The organism is Streptomonospora wellingtoniae, assembly GCF_031845375.1.
In the GTDB taxonomy this organism is placed as follows: domain Bacteria; phylum Actinomycetota; class Actinomycetes; order Streptosporangiales; family Streptosporangiaceae; genus Streptomonospora; species Streptomonospora wellingtoniae.
Map to the genome: position 1 here is coordinate 180,907 of NZ_JAVREK010000006.1, position 23,524 is coordinate 204,430.

Annotated in this window: 18 protein-coding genes and 1 pseudogene; 9 read left to right on the plus strand and 10 right to left on the minus strand. The window is 72.8% G+C overall.

Annotated elements, in window-relative coordinates; translation table 11 throughout:
* Positions 1-117: 117 nt before the first annotated feature.
* Both RM446_RS08560 and RM446_RS08565 read left to right on the plus strand, forming a co-directional pair.
* Positions 118-2,301, plus strand: coding sequence for a S9 family peptidase (locus RM446_RS08560; RefSeq protein WP_311544644.1), 2,184 nt, complete (start codon positions 118-120; stop codon positions 2,299-2,301).
* 487 nt (positions 2,302-2,788) lie between these two features.
* Positions 2,789-3,310: a GNAT family N-acetyltransferase gene (locus RM446_RS08565; RefSeq protein ID WP_311544645.1), complete on the plus strand. Its 522-nt coding sequence runs from the start codon at positions 2,789-2,791 to the stop codon at positions 3,308-3,310.
* Between the two features lie 83 nt (positions 3,311-3,393).
* Here the strand turns inward: RM446_RS08565 and RM446_RS08570 are convergent, their stop codons facing one another.
* From RM446_RS08570 to RM446_RS08590, 4 genes and pseudogenes are all read right to left on the minus strand, one after another.
* On the minus strand, positions 3,394-3,981 hold the full coding sequence (locus RM446_RS08570) for a regulatory protein RecX (RefSeq protein ID WP_311544646.1): 588 nt from the start codon (positions 3,979-3,981) through the stop codon (positions 3,394-3,396).
* Positions 3,974-6,235, minus strand: coding sequence for a recombinase RecA (recA, locus tag RM446_RS24840; protein WP_449657175.1), 2,262 nt, complete (start codon positions 6,233-6,235; stop codon positions 3,974-3,976). The genes RM446_RS08570 and recA overlap by 8 nt, the downstream gene beginning before the upstream one ends.
* Positions 6,227-6,454 (minus strand): annotated as a pseudogene (locus RM446_RS24895) (recombinase RecA); the annotation flags it as partial. The gene recA and the pseudogene RM446_RS24895, both read right to left, overlap by 9 nt.
* Positions 6,455-6,832: 378 nt before the next feature.
* Positions 6,833-7,027, minus strand: a complete 195-nt coding sequence (locus RM446_RS08590; protein WP_311544647.1) for a DUF3046 domain-containing protein — start codon at positions 7,025-7,027, stop codon at positions 6,833-6,835.
* A gap of 122 nt (positions 7,028-7,149) precedes the next feature.
* Here RM446_RS08590 and RM446_RS08595 point away from each other — a divergent pair, with 122 nt between their 5' ends.
* Together RM446_RS08595 and RM446_RS08600 are read left to right on the plus strand one after the other, a co-directional pair.
* Positions 7,150-11,931 (plus strand): ATP-dependent helicase, encoded by a 4,782-nt coding sequence (locus RM446_RS08595; RefSeq protein WP_311544648.1) that lies wholly within the window; start codon positions 7,150-7,152, stop codon positions 11,929-11,931.
* Positions 11,932-12,098: 167 nt separating this feature from the next.
* Positions 12,099-12,578 (plus strand): GNAT family N-acetyltransferase, encoded by a 480-nt coding sequence (locus RM446_RS08600; RefSeq protein WP_311544673.1) that lies wholly within the window; start codon positions 12,099-12,101, stop codon positions 12,576-12,578.
* A 66-nt stretch (positions 12,579-12,644) separates the two neighbouring features.
* Here RM446_RS08600 and RM446_RS08605 read toward each other — a convergent pair whose 3' ends face one another.
* Entirely contained in the window at positions 12,645-13,859 is a 1,215-nt protein-coding gene (locus RM446_RS08605) for an ROK family transcriptional regulator (protein ID WP_311544649.1), read from the minus strand.
* 267 nt (positions 13,860-14,126) lie between these two features.
* On the opposite strand from RM446_RS08605, the gene RM446_RS08610 reads away from it, so the two are divergent.
* The 5 genes from RM446_RS08610 (at position 14,127) to RM446_RS08630 (ending at position 19,594) form a co-directional block, all read left to right on the plus strand.
* Positions 14,127-15,410, plus strand: coding sequence for an extracellular solute-binding protein (locus tag RM446_RS08610; RefSeq protein ID WP_311544650.1), 1,284 nt, complete (start codon positions 14,127-14,129; stop codon positions 15,408-15,410).
* Positions 15,411-15,493: 83 nt separating this feature from the next.
* Positions 15,494-16,492 carry a carbohydrate ABC transporter permease gene (locus RM446_RS08615; protein WP_311544651.1) on the plus strand — a complete coding sequence of 333 codons (999 nt, stop codon included), beginning with the start codon at positions 15,494-15,496 and terminating at the stop codon, positions 16,490-16,492.
* The gene (locus RM446_RS08620) at positions 16,489-17,415 is read left to right on the plus strand and encodes a carbohydrate ABC transporter permease (RefSeq protein WP_311544652.1); all 927 of its coding nucleotides are present in this window, start codon (positions 16,489-16,491) and stop codon (positions 17,413-17,415) included. Before RM446_RS08615 ends, RM446_RS08620 begins: the two co-directional genes overlap by 4 nt.
* Positions 17,416-17,524: 109 nt before the next feature.
* Positions 17,525-18,976: a glycoside hydrolase family 3 protein gene (locus tag RM446_RS08625; RefSeq protein WP_311544653.1), complete on the plus strand. Its 1,452-nt coding sequence runs from the start codon at positions 17,525-17,527 to the stop codon at positions 18,974-18,976.
* A 165-nt stretch (positions 18,977-19,141) separates the two neighbouring features.
* A complete protein-coding gene (locus RM446_RS08630) occupies positions 19,142-19,594 on the plus strand; it encodes an RrF2 family transcriptional regulator (RefSeq protein WP_155998719.1) in 453 nt (150 codons plus the stop codon).
* A 77-nt stretch (positions 19,595-19,671) separates the two neighbouring features.
* Here RM446_RS08630 and RM446_RS08635 read toward each other — a convergent pair whose 3' ends face one another.
* From RM446_RS08635 to rimO, 5 genes are all read right to left on the minus strand, one after another.
* Positions 19,672-20,139 (minus strand): Dps family protein, encoded by a 468-nt coding sequence (locus tag RM446_RS08635; RefSeq protein ID WP_311544654.1) that lies wholly within the window; start codon positions 20,137-20,139, stop codon positions 19,672-19,674.
* Positions 20,140-20,327: 188 nt separating this feature from the next.
* Positions 20,328-20,687 (minus strand): helix-turn-helix domain-containing protein, encoded by a 360-nt coding sequence (locus RM446_RS08640; RefSeq protein WP_155998717.1) that lies wholly within the window; start codon positions 20,685-20,687, stop codon positions 20,328-20,330.
* Between the two features lie 158 nt (positions 20,688-20,845).
* Positions 20,846-21,370 (minus strand): CinA family protein, encoded by a 525-nt coding sequence (locus RM446_RS08645; protein ID WP_311544655.1) that lies wholly within the window; start codon positions 21,368-21,370, stop codon positions 20,846-20,848.
* A complete protein-coding gene (gene pgsA, locus RM446_RS08650; protein WP_311544656.1) occupies positions 21,367-21,951 on the minus strand; it encodes a CDP-diacylglycerol--glycerol-3-phosphate 3-phosphatidyltransferase in 585 nt (194 codons plus the stop codon). Before pgsA ends, RM446_RS08645 begins: the two co-directional genes overlap by 4 nt.
* Positions 21,948-23,399: a 30S ribosomal protein S12 methylthiotransferase RimO gene (gene rimO / locus RM446_RS08655; RefSeq protein ID WP_311544657.1), complete on the minus strand. Its 1,452-nt coding sequence runs from the start codon at positions 23,397-23,399 to the stop codon at positions 21,948-21,950. The genes pgsA and rimO overlap by 4 nt, the downstream gene beginning before the upstream one ends.
* Positions 23,400-23,524: the final 125 nt, after the last annotated feature.

The following is a 23,524-nucleotide window of genomic DNA, read 5'->3' on the forward strand; positions in this document are numbered from 1 at the left end:
CCCCGCGCAGCACGCGGGCGCTCGTCCCGAATCCGCCCGTCCTACTGCACAGATGACCGCATACCACTAAGGTCGACATGTCATTCCTTAGAGCCCCCTTGAGTGCGAAGTGTCCCCATGACCGACCGCGTGACGGCCCCCTACGGCGCCTGGCCATCGCCGATCGCTGCGAGTGACGTCGCCCGAGGAGAACGCCGACTGGGCCACCCCAGCGTCGCGGGCGACGAGATCTGGTGGGAGGAGTCCCGCCCCGACGAGGGCGGGCGGACCACCGTCATGCACCGCGACTCCGAAGGCGCGCTCACTGAACTCCTCGGGCCCGAATGGGACGCGGGCACGCGCGTCCACGAGTACGGCGGGCGCTCGTTCCTGCCTGTGCCGCGGCGCGGCGACAAGGCGATCACCCGCTACGGCATCGTGTTCGCCAACCGCGTCGACCAGCGGCTCTACCTGCTCGCTGAGGGCGCCGCCGCGCCGGTGCCGATCACCCCCGAACCCGAGGCCCCCAGCGGGCTGCGCTACGCCGACCCCGCCCTCGGCGCCGACGGCGAAAGCCTGGTCTGCGTCCAGGAGCGCTTCCCCGCCCCCGACGCCGCGGGCCAGGACGCGCACAAGACCCGCCCCGTCCGCTCGGTCGTGTCGATACCGCTGTCCGGCAGCGCCGCCGAAGACCCCGGCGCCGTGACCGAACTGGTCTCCGGCGCCGACTTTTACGCCGCCCCCTCACCCGCACCCGACGGGCGGCACCTGGCCTGGATCTCCTGGAACCACCCGCGCATGCCCTGGGACGGCACCGAGCTGCGCGTAGGCCTCCTCCACGCCGACGGTCCCGTCACCGACGCCTACACCCTCAAGGGCGGTGTCGCCGAGTCCGTTCTCTCCCCGCTCTGGCGCGACTCCACCACCCTGGCGTTCCTCTCCGACTGGTCGGGCTGGTGGAACCTTTACGAGATCGGTCTGACCGGCCCGGCCATCGCGCTCTATCCCGCCGAGGAGGAGTTCACCCACGGCTTCTCCCTCGGAATGCAGCCCTACCGGCGCCTCGACGATGGCCGCCTGGTCGCCCTGCACGGCCACGCCGACCTCACCCCGAGCGTCTATGACCCCGACACCGCCGAACTCTCCCCGCTCGAGACCGGGCTGGAGAGCTGGCAGACACTCAGCAGCGACGGTGCGACCGTCGTGGGCCTGGCAGCGGGCACGCACACACCCCAGAGCCTCGTCCGGCTGGACATCGGCTCCGGACGCACCGAAGTCCTGCGGCGCTCCCGGGAGGACCTGCCCGAGGCAGGCTACCTGCCCACGCCCCGCACCACCGAGTTCAGCGGCCGCTACGGCGGCACCGTGCACGCCGCCGTCTACCCGCCCGCCCACCCCGGCGCCGACGGCGAGGGTCCGGCACCCTACGTGGTGTGGGTGCACGGCGGCCCCGTCGCCAAGGCGCTCGGCTCACTCGACCTCGCCAAGGCCTACTTCACCAGCCGCGGGATCGGGGTCGTCGACGTCAACCACGGCGGCTCCATCGGGTTCGGGCGCACCTACCGCGAACGGCTCCACGGCCAGTGGGGCGTCGTCGACGTCGAGGACGCCACCGCCGCCGCCCGAGCCCTGGTCGAGGAAGGCGTCGCCGACCCCGAACGCCTGGCCGTGCGCGGCGGCAGCGCCGGGGGGCTCACCACGCTGCTCGCGCTCTGCGGCGACACCTTCGCCTGCGGGACCTCGTCGTGGGGCGTCACCGACCTGCTGCGACTGGCCGCCGAGACCCACGACTTCGAGTCGCGCTACCTGGACGGGCTCGTGGGTCCGCTGCCCGGCTACGCGGCCACCTACCGAGAGCGCTCCCCCATCAACCGCGTGGCCGACCTCGCCGCGCCCGTGCTGATCCTGCAGGGCACCGACGACCCCGTCGTCCCGCCCACCCAGGCCCGCGCCCTGGCGTCCGGACTGGCCGAGCGGTCGATCCGGCACGCCCTGCTGGAGTTCGACGGCGAAGGCCACGGCCTGCGCTCGGCCGCCAACCAGCAGCGCGCTCTGGAGGCCGAACTGGCCTTCTACGGCGAGGTGTTCGGCTTCACCCCGCCCGGCGTGCCCCCGATCGAGCTGGTCGCCGACCGCGCGGCCGAGGACCGCCGGGCCGACGGCGGCGACCGGCCCGACGCGGCGGCCGAGTCCAGCGCCGACGGGTCCGGCGAGCAAGGCGAGGCCGACGCCGACCTGGTCGCCGAACCGCTCCCCCCGCTGGACGGGCACGGCGGCGCCGAGAACCGCCCCGCCGGCGAACAGGCCGGGCGCCGGGCCTAGGCACAGCTCGGGCGCGCGGCGCCGATGCCGGCTTCCCGAATCCCGTCGATCTTGTAGCTATCGTGAAGTAAAACGATTTACAGTGACGATAGCTACAAGATCGATGTCCGAATCCACGGGAAGCACTGCCAACGCCGTCCTCTCCGCCCGCCCCCGCCCGGCACATCCAGCTCTTGCGGCCGCCCTGCCCCGTCCGTAGCCTCTCCAGTGCCGTCGCGGCGCCCCTCGTCGCAGGACGGCTGGGAATTGCGCGGTGAACGGCTCCGCGGCCCCGCCACAGCCCTCGGCGGAGCCGCGGGGCCGACACGGGCGATGACCCCCACCTCCGTGCGGAGGAGCGTCCGCTCGGACCGCGGCACCCCGCACACGCCCTATCCTCCCCATTGCGGCCGCCGTGCCCCGCATAGTCCGCCGACCGCGCCCGCCCGACCCGCGCCCGCCCGACCCGGGCCCGTGAACCGGTCCAACGGCAGGAAAGGAACGCGCGATGCCCGCCACACGGCTCCTGGCCGCCGAGGACGCGCCGGAACTGGCCGAGCTCCTACAGCGCAACCGCGCGTTCCTCGCACCCTGGGAACCGGTCCGCGACGACTCCTACTTCACCGCCGACGTCCAGCGCGCCCGACTCGAATACGCCCTCACGCAGCACGCCGCGGGGCGCCTGCTCCCGTTGGCCGTCCTCGACGACACCGGCCGCATCGCCGGCCAGGTCACCGTCAACGACATCGTCCGCGGCGCCTTCCAGTCGGCCCCCATCGGCTACTGGGTCGCTGAAGCCCACAACGGCCGCGGACTGGCCACTAAAGCCGTCGCCGAAACCGTGCAGACCGCCTTCGCCGACCTCGGCCTGCACCGCGTCGAAGCCGCGACCCTGCCGCACAACACCGCGTCGCAGCGCGTACTGCTGCGCAACGGCTTCACCACCTACGGCAGGGCACCGCAGTACCTGCACATCGCCGGTAGCTGGCGGGAGCACATCCTCTACCAGGCGATCAACCCCGATACGTAGCATGGGCCCGACCGGGCTCTGCGCACTTCGGAAGCGGCGGACCGTCCGGAACCTGCCTACTGTGCGGCACCGCCCTCGCGCCGCTACTCCGCCTCGGGTTCGGGCAGGTCCAGCGCGGCGCCTTCGGCCTCCAACTCCTCGCGGACCACCCGGTAGGCCAGACCCGCCGAGTAGCCCTTGCGCGCCAGCATGGCCAGCGCACGGCGCGCCCGCGCGGCGGAGTCGTGCATGCGCGAGCCCGCCAGTTTTCGCCGCGCCAGCCGCCGCGCGGTCTCCTCCTCCTGGTCGGGACTCAACTCTTCGACGGCGTCGCGCACCGTGTCCTCGTCCACCCCGCGCCGCCGCAGCTCGGCCGCCAGCGCCTTGCGCCCCAGACCGCGCCCGGCATGGCGGGAGTCGACCCATGCGTCGGCGAAGGCGGCGTCGTCGATCAGCCCGACCTCGCTGAACCGCCCCAGCACCGACTCGGCTACATCGTCGTCGACGCCTCGCCGCCGCAGCGCCTGGGCGAGCTGGGCCCGCGTGCGCGGAGCCGAGGTCAGCAGGCGCAGGCAGATGCCGCGCGCCCGTGCCTCGGGGTCCTCGCCGTCAGCGGACCCGCCTGCCCGGGCGCCGGGTTCGAGCGCGTCGGTGTCAGTGTCGCTGTCGAAGGGCTCGTGCGTGTCAGGCATCCGCAGGCGGGGTGGACTTGGTCCTGCTCGCCCGCTTCGCCGGCGCGGCGGCCGAAGCGGCGGCGTCGGTCTCCTTGACAGCGGCCTCCTTGGTCCCGGCCTCCTTCGGCCCCGCGGCCTTGGCGGAGTCCGACGCCTTGGCGTCGGCGGTCGCCGCGGACTCCGCGGAGTCGTCGCCCGCTCCGGGCACGCCCAGCTTCTCCTTGATCTTCTTCTCGATCTCGTTGGCCATGTCGACGTTCTCACGCAGGAAGTTGCGGGCGTTCTCCTTACCCTGCCCGAGCTGGGTGCCCTCGTAGGTGTACCAGGCCCCCGACTTGCGCACGACACCCTGCTCCACGCCGAGGTCGATCAGCCCGCCCTCGCGTGAGATGCCCACGCCGTAGAGGATGTCGAACTCCGCCTGCTTGAACGGAGGGGCCACCTTGTTCTTCACGACCTTGACCCGGGTCCGGTTTCCGACCGCGTCGGTCCCGTCCTTCAGAGTCTCGATCCGCCGCACGTCCAGCCGCACCGACGAATAGAACTTCAATGCCCGCCCGCCGGTGGTCGTCTCAGGTGACCCGAACATCACGCCGACCTTCTCGCGGAGTTGGTTGATGAATACGGCGGTTGTCCCGGTTTGGTGCAGTGCGCCCGCGATCTTACGGAGGGCCTGGGACATCAGCCGGGCCTGGAGGCCGACGTGGCTGTCGCCCATCTCGCCCTCGATCTCGGCGCGCGGGACGAGAGCGGCCACGGAGTCGACGACCAGGATGGACACGGCTCCGGAGCGGATCAGCATGTCCGCGATCTCCAGCGCCTGTTCACCGGTGTCGGGCTGGGAGAGCAAGAGGTCGTCGGTGTTCACACCGATCTTCTTCGCGTACTCCGGGTCGAGCGCGTGCTCCGCGTCGATGAACGCGGCGATTCCGCCGCTCTTCTGCGCACTGGCCACGGCGTGCAACGCGACGGTGGTGTTGTGCGAGAGCATGCCTTCGGCCACGAAACTGTGAGTGTCCGGGAGCATCAGGTCGAACGTGGGCTGGAGGCCGCCGTCCTCGACGGCGGTGACCGCCTCGTAGGTGTAGGGCGTGGCGGCGAGGTGGCGCAGATAATCGAGGAGCGGCCGGGTGGCCGGATCGATGAGGTGCGGGCGGTCGTCGGCCCAGCGGACGATGTTGCGCAGGGTCTCGCGACCGCACGGCAGGTCCATGTCGGTGCGGATCAGGTCGCCGGCCACCTCGTCGAAGCGGCGATCGCCGCCGACCGCGTCGCGCAGGCTGCGCACCAGACCGCTCAGGTTCGGGATACTCTCCAGCCGGGCGTTGTGCAGCGTCATCCGGAAGTTGCGCTCGACCTGGGCCGCCCGGCGTGCGGAACGGAACCCGACTTCCTCGAGGAAGCGGTGCGTGACGGTCGGGTTGACGATGACGCTCCAGTAGGTGCGTGCATACTCGGCGTTGTAATCGCTGTGGAGCGACGCGGGAACGCCCAGCCCGTAGAGCATCAACTGGACCTCGCGTGCGAGCTGCTCCGAGGCGCTACCCAGGCCCACGGTGGAGCTGGTGTCGATCCACCCGTCGCCCTCGAACAGTGCGGAGAGGAAGGCGCGCTGGGCCTTGTCGCCCGCGGTGCGGACGCGGTAGGGCACCGACTTCTCGGCGGCGCCGCAGTAGTCGAGGCCGTAGGCCGCGGCGACGTGCTCGCGCACCGCCTTGCCCGAGACGACGTACTCGGTGCAGTTCCGTCCGCCGTACTCGCGGACCTCGGCGTCGAGCAGCCAGCCGGCGATGGCGCTGAACTCCGCGCCGACCTCGGGGTCGCCGTCGGTGAACCGCAGGGAGTACCTGTCGCCCAGCGTGCCCCCGGCCGCGAGATAGCCGAGGAAGACCGCTTCGTCCTCGCTCAGCCCGTCGCCGGCGGCGGCCTCCTCGGCACCGAACCGGGCCGAGACGACGGTGTCGCCGGGAGCGATGTCTCCCGCATCGCACCAGACGATGTAGCCGTCGGTGTTGACGACCCGGAGCGGGTGGTTGTGCGTGACGGAGACGCGGCGGCCGGACTCCAGGGTGACGCGCAGGACCGGTTTGCGGTTGTTGTGGGTGAGGGCGGCGACGGTCTCGAGTTCGCCGCGCTCGTTGACGGCGCGGATGCCCCGGTCGCGGATGTCGGTGGTCCGGCTGGTGCAGGCGGCGCGCTGCCCGGCACGCTCGAACAGCTCCTCGACGGTCTCCAGACCGCGGTCGGTCCATACGCGGGTGCCGGCGACCAGACACTTCCCCGACGACTCCGGGCCGTACACCTCGACGATTCGGCCCCGCGGGATGCCGCCGATGCCCAAGGCGACATCGAGGGAGATCGATCCGCTGGGGATGGACTCGATCGGTGGGCGGTCGTCATCGCCTAGGCGCATGACGGAGCCCTTGCCGAACTGGCGCTCGATCTGAGCGAGCGCGGTTTCGAGAGCCTTCTCTCGATCAGCAGCAGCCACGGGGAACCCCTGTTGGGTCGACGTCTTCTTGTTCATCTCGGGTGTGACGCTACGCGGCGGCGGGGACAAACCTCGACCGCGTCCGTGCGCCTGTGGACGGACGCCCGGCTGCCCCGTATTGGCCGCCGCGCGCATGTCCACTCGCAGACGCCCGCCCAAGGGGCGTCGTGGTCCGCCGGAGGCCGATAGCGCGCCTCCCGCTTCGGAATGGTCGGCCCCGGATACACCGCCACTCTACCCGAACCTCTGTTCGATCGCCGGTGCTCCCCGGACATCCGGGCGCGTCGCCTGCGGAGACGGCCCGCCCGCGCGGATCGGCCGGTCCTCCTCGCTCCGGTCCGGACGCGGCTCGCCGGGCGGCGAGCCGCGGACACGCCGTCAACGTGCGGCGGCGGGCAGGTCGAAGGCCTCGCAGACGGCCCGCCACACCTCCTTGGCGCTGATGCCGTCGGCAAGCGCCTGGTCGACCGTGCGGGAGCCGAGCGAGTCGATGACGTGGTCGCGAGCGAGGCTCGCGGCGTAGGCCTCGCCGAACTGGTCGTTCATGCGCTCCCAGAAGTGTGAAAGTCTCATCCCCTCCAGTATCGGCCGCCGCCCCGGTGCTGTCACCTCCGCCGACGCCCCGCGGGGACGGGTGGGGGCAGGCTCGGGCCGGTCTCCTCGGTTTCGTCTCCAGGGCGTTGCAGACTGGGCGCATGTTCTCGGCAGACGATCCCGGCTCCCGCTCCGGCGGCTCCGGAACCCGCGGGGGCGGCGATCCGCTGGGCCGCTTCTCGGGGCCCACGCGCGCCTGGTTCGAGCGGGCGTTCCCCGCCGGGCCCACCCCGGCGCAGACGGGCGCGTGGGAGTCGGTCGCACGGGGCGAGAACACGCTGGTCGTGGCGCCGACCGGGTCGGGGAAGACGCTTTCGGCGTTCCTGTGGGCGCTGGACGGCCTGGCGTCGCGGCCGGTGCCCGAGGAGCGGGTGCGGCGCTGCCGGGTGCTCTACGTCTCGCCGCTGAAGGCGCTGGCCGCCGACATCGAGCGCAACCTGCGGGCGCCGCTGTCGGGCATCCGGCGCGAGTCCGCGTCGGCGGGCGGCGGGGCGCCCGACGTGTCGGTCGCGATGCGCACCGGCGACACCCCCTCGGACCAGCGGCGCAAGCTCGCGTCGGCGCCGCCCGACATCCTGATCACCACGCCCGAGTCGCTGTTTCTGGTGCTGACCTCGCAGGCGCGCGCCGGTCTCGCGGGGGTCGAGACGGTGATCGTGGACGAGGTGCACGCGCTGGCGGGGACGAAGCGGGGAGCGCATCTGGCGCTGAGCCTGGAGCGGCTCGACGCGATGCTGGACGCGCCGGCGCAGCGGATCGGCCTGTCGGCGACGGTGCGGCCGCCGGAGGAGGTCGCGGCGTTCCTCGGCGGTCCGCGACCGGCGTCGGTGGTGTCGGCGTCGGAGGCGCCGTCGCTGGACGTGCGGATCGTGGTGCCCGTCGAGGACCTGACCGAGTTGGAGTCGGCGGTGCCGGCGGCGCGCGCCGACGACCGGGCGTCGAAGGCGCGGACGTCGATCTGGCCGCATGTCGAGGAGCGGGTACTCGACCTGGTCGAGGAGCACCGGTCCTCGATCGTGTTCTGCAACTCCCGGCGGGTGGCCGAGCGGTTGTGCGCACGGTTGAACGAGCTGGCCGACGAGCGGCGGGCGCCGGGCGCCGGCGGCGGTGCGGCCGGCGCTCCGGGGGCGGCGGGTCCGCCCGGTGCGCCTTCCCTCGCGCCGGGCGGTCGGCCGGACGGGCGGGCGCGGTTGTCGCCGGCCGAGGTGATGGCCGAGGCGGGGCAGACCTACGGCGCCGAGGCGGGTGTGGTGGCGCGGGCGCACCACGGTTCGGTCTCCAAGGACGAGCGTGCGGTGATCGAGGCGGATCTCAAGGAGGGGCGGCTGCCGTGCGTGGTGGCCACGTCGAGCCTCGAACTGGGCATCGACATGGGTGCGGTGGACCTGGTGGTGCAGGTGGAGTCGCCGCCGTCGGTGGCCGGCGGCCTGCAGCGGGTCGGGCGCGCGGGCCACACGGTGGGCGGGGTCTCGCGCGGGGTGGTGTTCCCGAAGTTCCGCGGCGATCTCCTGGCGGCGTCGGTGGTGGTCGAGCGGATGCGCGCAGGCCGGATCGAGGAGCTGCGGATGCCGCGCAATCCGCTGGACGTGCTGGCGCAGCAGGTCGTGGCGATGGCGGCGATGGACGAGTGGGAGGTGGCGGCACTGGGAGCGCTGGTGCGGCGCGCGGCTCCGTTCGCGTCGCTTCCGGACTCGGCGCTGTCGGGTGTTGTGGACATGCTGTCGGGGCGCTACCCCTCCGACGAGTTCGCGGAGCTGCGGCCGCGGGTGGTGTGGGACCGCGACGCCGGAGGGTCGGGCTCGGGCGGAACCGTGTCGGGGCGTCCGGGTGCGCAGCGGTTGGCGGTGACCAGCGGCGGAACGATTCCGGATCGGGGAACGTACACGGTGCACCTGGCCGCGGCCGGGGGCGCGGGGCCCTCGCGGGTGGGTGAGCTGGACGAGGAGATGGTCTACGAGTCGCGGGTGGGCGACGTGTTCGTTCTGGGTGCGAGCGCGTGGCGCATCGAGTCGATCACCGCGGACCGGGTGATGGTGTCGCCGGCGCCGGGGCGCCCGGGGCGGCTGCCGTTCTGGAAGGCCGATGCGCTGGGTCGTCCGGCGGAGCTGGGGCGTGCGATCGGCGCCATGGTGCGCGAAATGCGAGGGCTGGAGCAGGCCGCGGCCGTTGAGCGCGCCCGCGGCGCGGGGTTGGACGGGTGGGCGGCGACCAACCTGGTGGACTATCTGACCGAGCAGGCGGAGTCGACGGGGTGGGTTCCCGACGACCGCACGGTCGTGGTCGAGCGGTTCCGCGACGAGTTGGGCGACTGGCGTGCGGTGGTGCATTCGCCGCTGGGAGCCCGGGTCCACGCGCCGTGGGCGCTGGTGGTGGGCGCGCGCCTGCGGGAGCGCTATGGGCTGGACGCGCAGGTGGTGCACGGCGACGACGGGATCGTGGTGCGGCTGCCGGATGTGGAGGAGGCCGACGGCGCGGCCGGTCGATCGGAGGGCGGCCTGGTGGAGTCGCTGTTGGTGGATCCGGATGGGGTCGAGGACGCGGTATCGGCGGAGCTGGGTTCGTCGGCGCTGTTCGCCGCGCGGTTCCGGGAGTGCGCGGCGCGTGCGCTGCTGCTGCCGCGGCGGCGTCCGGGGCGGCGGATGCCGTTGTGGCAGCAGCGGCAGCGTTCGGCGCAGCTGCTGTCGGTGGCGGGCCGGTTCGGATCGTTTCCGATCGTGCTGGAGGCGGCGCGGGAGTGTCTGCGCGACGTGTTCGACGTCGAGTCGCTGGCGTCGCTGATGGCCGATGTGCGTGCGCGGCGGGTGCGGGTGGTACAGGTCGAGACGCAGCGAGCGTCGCCGTTCGCGCAGTCGCTGCTGATGGGCTACACGGCGGCGTTCCTGTACGAGGGCGACGCTCCCGCGGCGGAGCTGCGCGCGCAGGCGCTGACGCTGGACTCGGAGCTGCTGGCGGATCTGCTGGGCCAGGCGGATCTGCGGGAGCTGCTGGACGGGCGGGCGGTGGCCGAGTACGAGGAGTGGTTGCAGCGCCTGACACCGGAGCGGCGGGTGGATCCGTCGTGGGGGCGCGAGGGCGCGGCGGACCTGTTGCGCGAGTTGGGGCCGCTGAGCACCGAGGAGGCGGAGGAGCGCGGCGCCGGCGCGGAGGCGCTGGCGGAGCTGGAGCGCGCGGGGCGCGCTGTCCCGGTGCACGTGGGCGGTGAGCCGCGGTGGGCGGCGGTGGAGGACGCCGCGCGGTTGCGTGACGGTGCGGGTGTTCGGCTGCCCGAGTGGTTGGCGGAGGCGTCCGGCGGGGCGGACGGTGCGTTCGCGGGTGCGGCCGAGGCGTTCGCCGCTCCGGTGGCCGATCCGCTGGGTGATCTGGTGTCGCGGTTCGCACGCACGCACGGGCCGTTCACGGCGCGGGCGGTGGCGGAGCGCTTCGGCGCCGCCCGCGAAGCGGTGCTGGAGGTGCTGCACCGGCTCGCGGGCGCCGGGCGCGTGGTCGAGGGCGAGTTCCGGCCGGGAGGCCGGGGCGCGGAGTGGTGCGAGACCGACGTGCTGCGGGCGTTGCGGCGGCGTTCGGTGGCGCGGCTGCGGCGCGAGGTGGAGCCGGTGCCGCAGCGGACGCTGGGCCGGTTCGTCCCGGTGTGGCAGCGTGTGGGAGCGGGCGGGCGGCCGGGCGGCGCCGAGGGGGTGTTCGCGGCGGTGGAGTCGCTGCGGGGCGCGCCGGTACCGGCGTCGGCGCTGGAGTCCCTGGTGCTGCCGGCGCGGGTGGAGGGGTATGCGCCAGCGCTGCTGGACGAGCTGACCCATGCCGGCGAGGTGCTGTGGGCGGGCGCGGGCACGCTGGCGGGCAACGACGGGTGGGTGTGCCTGGTTCCGGCCGACGAGGCGCAGCTGCTGCTGCCGGAGCCGGCGCAGGAGGACGCCGGGGCGTCGCGGGCGCGGGCGGGTGTGCTGGAGGCGCTGCGCGAGGGCGGTGCGCAGTTCTTCCGCGACATCGCCGACCGGGTGGTGCGCGCCGAGGGGGCGGCGGCGGTCTCGGATGCGGCGGTGGTGGCGGCGCTGTGGGATCTGGTGTGGGCGGGGCTGGTCGGCAACGACTCTCTGTCGGCGCTGCGCGCGCTGCTGGGTTCCGGTTCGACGGCGCATCGGAGCCGGTCGCGGCGGCCGGTGATGCCGAGCCGGACGGGCCCGCCTACGGCGGCGGGGCGGTGGTGGCTGCTGCCGGAGCGCGAGGCCGATGCGACGCGGCGGCTGGCGGCGGGCACGTCGGCGCTGCTGGACCGCTACGGGGTCGTCACGCGCGGGTCTGTGGTGGCTGAGCAGGTGCGGCGGGGCGACCGCCGTCCGGGTGGTCGCGGCGCTGGCGGCTTCAGCGCGGTGTATCCGGTGCTGCGGGGGTTCGAGGACGCGGGGCGCGCGCGGCGGGGGTACTTCGTCGACGGGTTGGGGGCGGCCCAGTTCGCGCTTCCCGGTGCCGTGGACCGGCTGCGTTCGCTCGGTGGCGAGGACGCTCCGGAGGGGGCGCCGGGCGGCGACCCGCTGGTCCTGGCGGCGGCGGATCCGGCCAACGTCTACGGTGCGGCGCTGGCGTGGCCGCCGGCGGCGGAGTCGGCGGGGCGGCCGGGGCGGAAGGCGGGTGCGCTGGTGGTTCTGGACGGGGGCGCGCCGACCCTGTACCTGGAGCGCGGGGGCCGCTCGGCGCTGACGTTCGGCTCGGGCGCCGCGGAGTTGGAGCGTGCGGCGCGTGCACTGGCCGATCTGGTGCACGGCGGCCGTGTCGAGTCGGTGTCGGTGCAGCGTTGCGATGGCGGCGAGGTGTTCGGGACGCCGTTGGAGACCGCCCTGCTCGGGGCGGGATTCCACGCCACGCCGAAGGCGCTGCGGCTGCGGCGGTGACCCGTCGGCGCCGGTCCGGCCCGGTCCTCGGGGCGGGTGGTCGGGGCGGGGCGGCGGGGAAACCGCTCGCGCCGCGGGCGCGGGTGGGCGAGGATGGGGCGCGATGCCGCCGGATCCCTTGGTGCGAGGTCGCTGTGCCTGCTTTCGGAGACGTGCCGGTCCGGCTCATGCGCTGGGCGGACGTCGGATCCGCGCGGGAGGCCGGCCTGGCCGCGGGCACGATGTTCGCCGAGGCCGGGCTGGCGCTGCCGCCCGACGATCCGCGGGAGGTGCTGCTCGGCGCACGGTGGGTGCTGGTCGCGCACGAGCCGGTGCGCGGGTTCGCGGCCGTGGGGGTGCTGGACGGTGCTGCGCATTTGGAGGAGTTGGCCGTACATCCGGAGTGCGGGCGCCGCGGTGTGGGGAGTGCGCTGCTGGAGGCGGTGTGCGGGTTGGCTCGGTGCGAGGGCTTCGCCGCGGTGACGCTGACGACCTTCCGCGACGTGCCGTTCAACGCCCCGTGGTATAGGCGGCGGGGCTTCGCCGAGCTGCCGTCGGCCGCCTGGGGGCCCGGGCTGCGCGAGCAGTGGCGCCGCGAGGAGGAGGCGGGCATCGCGGTGGCGCCGCGCGTGGCGATGCGCCGCGGCGTGGGTGCCGGCGGTGTGTAAGCGGTCCGGGTCCGGGGGCGGCGGACGGTCCCGGACCCGCGGCGGTGCGGTCCCGATCTGCCCGCGTCATTCCACCGTGGAGTCGAACACGTCTTCGCGTGCGTGCTGGAGGGCGGACAGGAGTGCGCCGCGCAGGACGGGCGCCTCGACGCGGCCGACGCTGACCTGGGGTGCGTTGGGTCCGATGCGGGCGGCGGCGTCGGCGACACGGCGGGCGAGGTCGTCTCCGCCGCCTTGGGCGACCTCTCCTCCGAGCACGACGAGTCCGGGGTCGAGTACGACGCATACGGCCGCGACGCCGCGTGCGATGCGTTCGGCGAGCTCGTCGAGGAAGCCTTCGCCGGGCGCGCCGGCGGCGACGGCGGTGGTGAGGACGTCGCCGACGTTCTTGCCGGTGAACCCGTGGGACTCGCCGAGCGCGAGGATCTCCTGGGCGCCGACGAGGGCTTGGAAGCCGTGCGCGATGGTCGGGCGTTCCTGCGTCCGGCGCATGGACTGGTAGCCGGCGGGCAGGCCGACGTCGCCGGGCAGCGGGGCGCCCGGAACGGGCAGGTAGCCGATCTCGCCGGCGCCTCCGGTGGTGCCCCAATGTACGCGGTCGTCGAGCATGATCGCCATGCCGACGCCGCCGCCTCCTCCCAGCCAGATAAGGGCGAAGTCGGAGACGTCCTCGCCCGCGCCTTCGGCGTGTTCGGCGAGGGCGGCGAGGTTGACGTCGTTCTCGATGCGGACGACGGGCCCGAGGTCGGTGCGCAGGGCCTGGAAGGCGTCTTCGAGCCAGGTGTGCAGGTCGAAGGAGAAGCGCACGGCGCCGCTGCGGGGGTCCACGACGCCGGGGGTGCCGATGGTGCAGGCGCTGAGCCGGTCCGGGAGGACCTCGCAGGTCTGCAGTAGGCGTTTGACGGCGCGGTTCACCTGGGCGACGGGGTCCGGGGTGTCGCCGGGGTCGAGTGTGAACTCGCCGGTGATCTGACCGGTGATGTCGGCGAGGGCCCCGGTGACCTCGCCCGCGCGGATGTCCAGGGCCAGGGCGTAGGCGCTGGAGGGCACGACCGCGTAGAGGGCGGCGTTGGGTCCGCGGCCGCCGGCCTGGCTGCCGACGACGTGCACGAGCCGGCGCTCTTCGAGGCGGGCGAGCAGCTGGGAGGCCGTCACTTTGGACAGGCCGGTCTCCTGGCCGAGTTGGGTGCGGGTCAGCGGCCCCGACGCCAGCAGGAGCTCCAGAGCCGCCCGGTCGTTGAGCTGGCGCAGCAGGCGTGGAGTCCCCGGACGTCGAGACATAACCGTGACACTCCGTTCTCTATCCATTAGGAAAGTTTCTTGTTAGTTTAGCGGCCAATCAGCGGAGGCGCCCACCCGGCGCCGTTCGCCTCACCCCTGCCGGGCCCGGCGGTGGGCAGGGCGGTTCGTCCGAACGCACACCCGCTATCCCAGCACACTCGAACCGACGACGAAGCCCGCATCGCGCTTGCAGCCGACCCAGAGGTGTCCGGGGGCGTCCTCTCGACGCAATGTCGCGCGTGGCAACGCGTGAAGGGAGAGACCAGCATGAGATCCCTGAAGACCGCAGCCTTTTCGACAGCGGTACTCCTCGCCGCGACCGCCTGCGGCGGAGGCGGCTCCGAGGGCGAGTCCGAGGCTCCCGACAGCCTGACCGTGTGGGTCATGGGCACCGCCCAGAAGCCCATCGAGAAGTACTTCGACACCGTTGAGCAGCGCTACCAGAAGGACCACCCCGACACCAAGGTCGAGGTGGAGTTCATCCCCTGGCCCGACGCCCAGCAGTCCATCAACAACGCGCTGGCGGGCGGCGACGCCCCCGACGTGCTGGAGGTGGGCAACGACCAGGTGGCCAACTGGGCCTCACAGGGCGCGATCATGGACATCACCTCCCGCACGGATTCCTGGGGCGCGGTGTCGGAGATGGACCAGGCCGCCGTCGAGTACGGCACCTACGACGGCTCCCAGTACGGCATCCCCTGGTTCTCCGGCGTGCGCACGCTCTACTACCGCGCCGACTGGCTGAAGGACATCGGCATGGAGCCGCCCCAGACCTGGGACGAGCTGGTCGAGGTCGCCAAGGCGATCGAGAAGGAGAAGGACGTGGCGGGCTTCGCGGCCCCCACCGACTTCACCAACGGCATCGCCAGCTTCATCTGGAGCAACGGCGGCGAGATCGCCGTCCGCCAGGACGGCGAGTGGCAGGGGCGCCTCACCTCCGCCGAGACGCAAGAGGCCATCGAGTTCTACGCCGGGCTGACATCCGAGGAGAACATCTCCCCGCAGTCCTACGTCGGCGAGAACGAGCTGGTGCCGCTGGCCGACATGGCCAACGGCGAGGTCGGCATGTACATCGACGGCGGCTGGGCGCTGACCTCCATGGAGGAGCAGGCCGAGGACCCGTCGGTGCTGGAGAGCATCGAGGCCGCCCCCATCCCCGGAGCCGACGGCACCGCGCCCGCCTTCGCCGGCGGCTCGGCCCTGACGCTGTTCGCCACCACCGAGCACCCCGACGCGGCCTGGGACCTGCTCACGGTCATGGGCGACAAGAAGGGCGGCCAGGGCTACGCCGACGCGGCGGGGTACTTCCCGGCCTACCCCGAGATGCTCGACGACGAGGCCTACCAGTCCGACCCCGTCACCGCGGCCGCCGCCGAGCAGATGAAGAACACCCAGTTCTTCCCGACGACGCCGAACTGGAACTCCGCCGACCAGGACGGCAAGATCCTGCCCGGCGCCGTGCTGGACATCGTCAAGGGCGAGGACCCGGACACGGTCCTGGAGAAGGCGAACAAGGAGCTGACCGAGACGCTCAACAAGCCGGTCGCCTGAGTCCCGAGCCCTCGCGGTGAACACCGGGGCGGCGGTGCCCTCTCCTCCCGCCGCCCCGGACCCGACCTGATTGCGAAGTCCCCATGGCACAGACCGCCGAAGCGGTGCGGGAGCAGACCCCGCCGGAGCCGCCGCCCGCCGGGCCCGGCGGCCCCGGTCCGGGGCGCCGCCGCCGCTCCGTCCCCACGCCCTACCTGCTGATCGCCCCCGCACTCGTCATCCTCGCCCTGGTGCTGGTGTGGCCGGTGGTGCAGATGGTGTGGAACTCGCTGCACTCCTACACGATCCGCAACCTGCTGCCCAACGCGCCCGCGCCAGAGTGGAACGACTTCGCGCACTACCGCCGGCTGCTCAGCGATCGCGAGTTCTGGACCATCCTGCGCAACACCGTGGTCGTGTGCGTGCTGATGGTGGGCGTCACCATGGTGCTGGGCACCCTGGTGGGCATCCTGCTGCACCGGCTGTCGCGCTGGTTCTCGGTGACGGTCTCCGTGGGGATGATGCTGGCCTGGGCCACTCCCGCCATCAGCGCCTCGCTGGTGTTCCGCTGGCTGTTCCTGCCGGAGCGGGGCCTGGTCAACGTGGCGCTGGACCGGCTGCCGGACTGGCTCGTGGGCAGCGGGTGGCTGAACTACAACTGGTTCCTGGAGCCGGTGTCGCTGTTCGGCGTGCTGATCACGGTGATCGTCTGGCAGTCGTTCCCGTTCATCGCCGTCTCGGTGCTGGCCGGCCTGAAGAGCATCCCGCACGAGCTCTACGAGGCCGCCCGGGTCGACGGCGCCGGCGGCTGGCGCTCGTTCTGGAACGTCACATTCCCGATGCTGCGCCCGTTGTTTGCACTGCTGCTGGTGCTGCAGATCATCTGGGACCTCCGGGTGTTCACACAGCTCTACATCCTGGCCAACAGCTTCCAGAACAAGTCGGTCTACCTGCTCTCGTACTACATCTACCAGCAGGGGTTCTCGGCCAGCCCGGCCAACTACGGCATGGGATCGGCGATCGCCGTGGTGATGACCGTGATGATCCTGGCCGTCACCGCCTACTACCTGCGCATCATGATCCGCCAGGGGGAGACCCGATGACCGCGACAACCGGGGCGCCCACGGCGCCCGCCGCCCCGCGCCGCCGGCGCCGCGCCCCCGCGGGGGTGCTGGTGCGCAGGGCGGGCCTGTACGCCGCCGGCGCCGCGGTGTTCCTGTTCTCGGTGTTCCCCGTCTACTGGATGGTGGCCACAGCGTTCAAGCCGGTGGGAGAGATCTTCTCCAAGGACACCCGGCTGTTCCCGGGCACGCTGACGCTGGAGCACTTCGACCGGGTGATCAACGGCCAGCTGATCCCCGGGGTGCGCTTCTGGGAGTTCCTTGCCAACAGCCTCATGGTGACGCTGGGCTCGGTCGCGGCGGGCGCCGTCCTGTCGCTGCTGGCGGCGGTGGCGGTGGCCCGGTTCCGCTTCCGGATGCGCGGCGCCTTCATCATCCTGCTGATGGTCATCCAGATGGTGCCCGCCGAGGCGCTCATCATCTCGATCTTCATCAACTTCCGCCGCTTCCAGGACGCCACCGGCATGCAGATGCTGGGCAACCTATCGGGCATCCTCGTGGTGTACACGGCGGTGTCGCTGCCCATCACGATCATGATGCTGCGCGGCTTCGTGGCGGCGGTACCCAAGGAGCTGGAGGAGGCCGCCGCCATCGACGGCGCCGGCCCTTGGACGGTCTTCTGGCGGATCCTGATGCCGCTGGTCGCACCCGGTCTCGTGGCCGCCAGCATCTTCGCCTTCATCACGGCCTGGAACGAGTTCATCGTCGCGCTGACGTTCCTGGGCCGCAGCACCGAGGAGTACACCCTGCCGCTGTCGCTGTCCTACTACTTCGGCCGCTTCGGCACGGAGTGGGGCTCGATCATGGCGGCCTCCACGCTGCTGACCCTGCCCGTGATGGCGTTCTTCCTGTTCGTCCAGCGCCGCATGGTGTCGGGCCTGACCATGGGCGCGGTCAAGGGCTGAGGGCCCTCCAGCCGCGCCCGCCCCGGGCCGGTGCCGCACCAGCCCCGGCGCGGCACCGGCCGCCGCCGCGCGCCCGCACCACCGCCCCCTCCTCGTGAACGGAGTCCCGATGCCCGCTGATCCGCGCCTGGACCGCCTCGCCAACGCCACCCTGCTGGTGCCCTTCGAGTCCTATGACGCCCCGACGTGGGTGCTCGACGGCCTCGCCGACGGGATGGCCGGCGTCTGCCTGTTTCACAACAACATCGCCGACACCGACCAGGTGGCGCGATTGAACGCGCAGCTGGGCGAGGCCGCCGAGTCGCCGCTGATATCGCTGGACGAAGAGGGCGGCGACGTGACCCGGATCGGGCAGAGCCGGGGCAGCGGCTACCCCGGCAACGCCGCCCTCGGCGCGGTCGACGACACCGGCCTGACACGGGCGGTGCACCGCTCGCTGGGGGCGCAGCTGCGCGGCCTGGGCTTCACCATGGACCTGGCGCCCTCGGCCGACGTCAACACGGAAGCGGAGAACCCGGGCATCGGCACGCGCTCCTTCGGCGCCGACGCCGCACTGGTCTCCCGCCACACCGCGGCCGCGGTGGCCGGGCTGCAGGAGGGCGGCGTGGCGGCCTGCGCCAAGCACTTCCCCGGTCACGGCGCCACCCGCCAGGACTCCCACCTGGAGCTTCCGGTCGTGGGCGCCGATCGCGATCTGCTGTTCGAGCGGGAGCTGAAGCCCTTCCAGGCGGCCATCGAGGCGGGAGTGCGCAGCATCCTCACCGCCCACATCCGCCTGCCCGAGCTGGGACTGAGCGGCCCGGCGACGTTGGCACCCAGTGTCGTGAGCGGGCTGCTGCGCACGGAACTCGGGTTCGACGGCGCTATCGTCACCGACGCGATCGAGATGGAGGGGGTCAGCGCCCGCATCGGCATCCCCGAGGCGGCGGTGCAGGCGCTGATCGCCGGATGCGACCTGCTGTGCCTGGGCCGGTTCGTCTACGCCGACGGGGTGGCCGCCATCCGCACGGCGATCACCGACGCGGTGAGCGAGGGGAGGCTGAGCGCGGAGCGGTTGGAGGAGGCGGCCTGGCGCACGTCGCAGTTGCGGGCCTGGACGGCCGACCGGCCGACGGCCGAGGTGGCCGAGCACATCGGACTGGAGTCGGCGCGGCGGGCGGTGCGGGTCGAGGGCGACCTGGGCCCGCTGCGCGACCCGGCGGTGGTCGAGATCGACGCTCCGCCGGGTATCGCGGTCGGCGAGGTCCCGTGGGGGTTGTCGCCGTGGTTTCCCGGCGCCCGGCGGCTGGACGCCGCAGCGGCGGACGCGGCCGAGGTGCTGGAGGCGGCCCGCTCCCGCGACCTGGTGGTGGTCGTGCGCGACGCGCACCGCCACCCCGGGACCCGGGAGTTGGTGACCGAGCTGTGCCGGCTGCGCCCGGAGCTGGTTGTCGTCGAGATGGGCCTGCCGGCGTGGCGTCCGCGGTGCCGGGCGCACATCAGCACCTACGGCGCGGCGCGGGTCAACGGCCAGAGCGCGGCCGAACTTCTGGGGGCACCCGCCGCCGCGTCGGTAGGGTGAGAAGGGCGGGCGCGCTCGGCGCCGCCCGTCGGCCGGCCGCCGCCGAGTGCCCGTCGCCGCAGACTCGCGCCTAGGAGATCCACTTGATGCAGCTCACCGCCGCTTCCCCGCCGCTCCGCGGCCCCGCTGGCGCGCCGAGCCCCGCTCCCGCGGCATAATCGCAGCATGCGCCTTTCTGCCCGGGTCGACTACGCGTTGCGTGCCGCGGCCGAGCTCGCCGCCGCCAGTGGCGGCCCGGTGACGGCCGAACAGCTGGCGCGTGCCCAGGCCATTCCCGGAAAGTTCCTGGAGAACATCCTGACCCAGCTGCGCCGCGCGGGGCTCGTGCGCAGCCAGCGGGGCCCGGTCGGGGGCTACTGGCTGGCCCGGTCCCCCGCCGACATCTCGCTGGCCGACGTGATCCGCGCGGTCGACGGCCCGCTGGCCAACGTCCGCGGCGAGCGGCCCGAGCACGTCGACTACGACGGCGCGGCGCGCAGCCTCCAGCAGGTGTGGATCGCGCTGCGGGCCAGCGAGCGCTCGATCCTGGAGAGCGTGACTCTGGAGGACGTCTCGACCGGCAGGCTTCCGCCGACGGTGCGTACCCTGTCGGAGGACCCCGACGCCTGGGCCAGCTGAACGGCCCGCCCCGAACACGACGACGCCGGGCCCCGCATGCGCGCGGGGCCCGGCGTCGCTTCGCCGCGGCGGCGGCGTCAGCGCATGGCCTCGAACATCCAGTGCTGCTGTTCGAGGTCCTCGGATGCGGCGATGAGCTGGTCCTGGCTGACCGGGTCGGCCTCGGCGGTGGCGTCGACGCGCTCGCGGAAGCGCGCCACGACGCCGTTGAGGACGTCGGTGATCAGCGCGATGACCTTGTCGTCCTGCAGGTAGCCCGGGTCGGCCTGGGGAGCCTTGGAGTCGCCGGCGACCTTGGGCGAGCGGCCGTCGGGATTGACTCCGATCGCGACGGCGCGCTCGGCCAGCACGTCGGTGTGCTTGCGCGCCACATCGACGAGCTCGTCGAGCTGGAGGTGGACGGAGCGGAAGGAGCGGCCGGTCACGTTCCAGTGGCACTGCTTGGCCGTCAGCGAGAGGTCGATGAGGTCCACGACCGCGGTCTGCAGCGCCTCGCCGGTGGTCTTTCGGGCGCCGTTGTCGAGCGGTCCGTGAATCTTGGTCATGGCGATCATCCCCCGAAGTGGCGTTCATTGCCTCCACGGGTCCCGCTGCCCTGCGTGCAGGGAGCGGAAACGCGGGCAAGGCACCCGGCGGCGGATGCACGGAAGGCGCCGTCCGCGGAGTCCGCGGACGGCGCCTTCTCCGTCTGCTCGCCGTGGGACCACGGCTACGGGTTCAGGGCCAGGCAGGCTCAGACGCCCACCATGTCGACGACATCGGGAACACGGTCGGGCACCGAGTCGATGCCGAGGTGGTCGTGGGAGGGAACGGAGTCGGCCGGAACCGATCCGCTGAGGAGCGCGGCCTCCTGCAGCTCGGCGAGAGCGAGCTGGTCGGCGACCTCGCGCAGCACCTGGGAGAGCGGCACGCCCAGCGCCCCGCAAATCGAGGAGAGCAGCTCGGAGGAGGCCTCCTTCTGCCCGCGCTCGACCTCGGAGAGATACCCCAATGACACTCGTGCATCGGCCGACACCTCGCGGAGGGTGCGGCCCTGTCGCTGCCGTAGCCGCCGTAGCACGTCACCAGTCAGGTGACGAAGCAGGACCATCATTCGCGCTCCCTCCCACCGGTAGCGACCTTCATGGAGAACACCGTACCTGCCTGTGGCCCGATCGTCGCACCTCACGGGTTCCTGTTCGCTGCAGGGATAACACGATCTTGGTGACGGTTTGTTCCCTGGAATGGCGCCTTGGAACTGCATGGAGGACGTTATCTGCCCGTGATGGCCGCCACTTCGGCACCCAGTAGGAGTAGTGCCTGTTCAGTGGTCCCGTTGCGCACGGCGGCACGGTCGCCGGTGAGGGAGAACTCGCTCACACGGCAGTGGCCGCCCGGGCCGCAGACGGCGGCGTAGACGCTGCCGGGCGGATGGCCGTCCTGCGGATCGGGTCCCGCCGCACCGGTGACGGCGAGGCCGTAGTCGGCCGACAGCCGGGCGCGTGCGCCCTCGGCCATGGCCCGTGCGACGCCGGGGTCGACGGCCCCCCGGTCGCGCAGCAGGTCGGGGGGCACCCCGAGCATGCTGCACTTGAGGTCGGTCGCGTAGGCCACGACCCCTCCCCGGTAGACGGCCGAGGCGCCGGGGACGCTGGTCAGCGCCGCCCCGATCAGCCCGCCGGTCAGGGACTCGGCGGTGGCCAGGGTCGCCCCGGCCGCCTCCAGTGCGCGGAGCGCCGCCGCGGCGGGCTCGGATCCCGGCAGCGCGGGGTGCGGTGCGGCGCCGGGGCCGCTCATCCGCCGGCGCCGCCGGAGGAGCGGCCGCGGAGCCGCACCGCCTGGACGACGTAGTCGCCGCCGGTCCACAGCGTCACCGCCAAGGCGGCGCCCATGGCCACGTGCGCGAGGAAGGTCAGCGGCTCGGGCAGCGGGAACAGGTAGATCGAGATCGCGACGACCTGCAGCACGGTCTTGAGCTTGCCGCCGCGGCTGGCCGGGATCACTCCGTAGCGGATGACGGCGAAGCGCAGCAGGGTGATGCCGAGCTCGCGCACCAGGATGGCCACGGTGACCCACCACCACAGTTCACCGAGCATGGACAGCACGATCAGCGCGGCGCCGGTCAGCGCCTTGTCGGCGATGGGGTCGGCGACCTTGCCGAAGTCGGTGACCAGGTTGCGCCGCCGGGCGAGCTCGCCGTCGACGCGGTCGGTCACGGCGGCCACGACGAACACCGCGAAGGCGGCGAACCGCCACGCGGGGTGGTCCAGGAACATGAACGCGACGAATACCGGGACCATCACCAGCCGGCTGGCGGTGAGGATGTTGGCGATGTTCCACAGCGGCACGTGGCCGGATGCGGATCCCTGGGTGCTCATCGCGGTGCCGGGCCCTGCGAGGCGGAGGCTTCGGCGACCAGGTCGGCGCCCATGGCCTCGGTGACGGTGGCGGTGACGACGTCTCCCGGGGACAGGCCGGCGGCGTGCACGACGGTGCTTCCGTCGACCTCGGGAGCCTGGTGGGCGGCGCGGCCCTCGTAGACGCCGTCGTCCAGCTCGGCTTCGACGAGGACCTCGACGGTGGAGCCCACGCGTTCCTCGGACCGTTGCGCCATGAGTTCCTCCGCTAGCCGGTTGAGCCGGTCGACCCGTTCGGCCACGTCCTCGTCGGGGAGCTTGCCCTCGAGGTCGGCGGCCTCGGTGCCGTCCTCGTCGGAGTAGCCGAACACGCCGACGGCGTCCATCCGCGCCTCCTGCAGGAAGGCGGTGAGCTCGGCGAGGTCGTCCTCGGTCTCGCCGGGGAACCCGACGATGAAGTTGGAGCGCACCCCGGCTTCGGGCGCGCGTTCGCGCACGGTGGCCAGCAGCTCCAGGAACCGCTCGCGCGATCCGAAGCGGCGCATCCGGCGAAGCAGGGGCCCGCTCGCGTGCTGGAAGGACAGGTCGAAGTAGGGCACCACGCCGGGGGTGGAGGTCAGCGCCTCGATCAGCCCGGGCCGCATCTCGGCCGGCTGGAGATAGCTGACGCGCACCCGCTCGATGCCCTCGACGGCGGCGAGCCGGGGCAGCAGGGCCTCCAGGGCACGCAGGTCGCCCAGGTCCTTGCCGTAGGAGGTGGAGTTTTCGCTGACCAGGAACAGCTCGCGGACGCCCTGCCCGGCCAGCCACTCGGCCTCGCGCACGACATCGTCGGGGCGGCGGGAGATGTAGGCGCCGCGGAAGGCCGGGATCGCGCAGAAGGTGCAGCGGCGGTCGCAGCCCGAGGCGATCTTGAGGTTGGCGACCGGTCCCCCGGTCAGCCGGCGGCGCGGGATGCGCGGACCGGACGCCGGCGCCACCCCCTCGGGCAGCGGCTCGGCCGGGTCGAAGGGCGCGTGGCCGGGCACGTGCGCCTGCCGGCCCTCGGGCCGCTCGACCGGGGAGATCGGCAGCAAAGTGCGGCGATCGCGCGGCTCGTGGGGGGTGAGGCTGCGGCCGGTGAGGACGTCGTCGAGGCGCTCGGAGATGTCGGCGTAGTCGTCGAAGCCGATGACCTGGGCCTCGGGCAGCTCGGCGGCCAGCTCGGAGCCGTAGCGTTCGGCCATGCACCCGGCGGCCACGACCTTGGCGCCGTCCTCCGCCGACGTGAGCAGGGCGTCGATGGAGTCCTGCTTGGCCGCGTCGATGAACCCGCAGGTGTTGACGACGACGACGTCGGCCTTCTCACCGCCGTCGGATTCGACGAGGTCCCAGCCCTGCGATTCGAGACGTCCGGCGAGCTCTTCGGAGTCGACCTCGTTTCGGGCGCAGCCGAGGGTGACGAGCGAGACTTTGCGGCGCGATGACATGGCTTCCAACATTAAGGGAGCGGATCGTGGGCGGCGGGACTCCCCGCCTCTACCAGGGTAGGTCCTCCAGGCCGGGGTTCGCCCGCCGGGAGGACCTGCCCGCCCCGCCCGTCCGCCCGCCCACC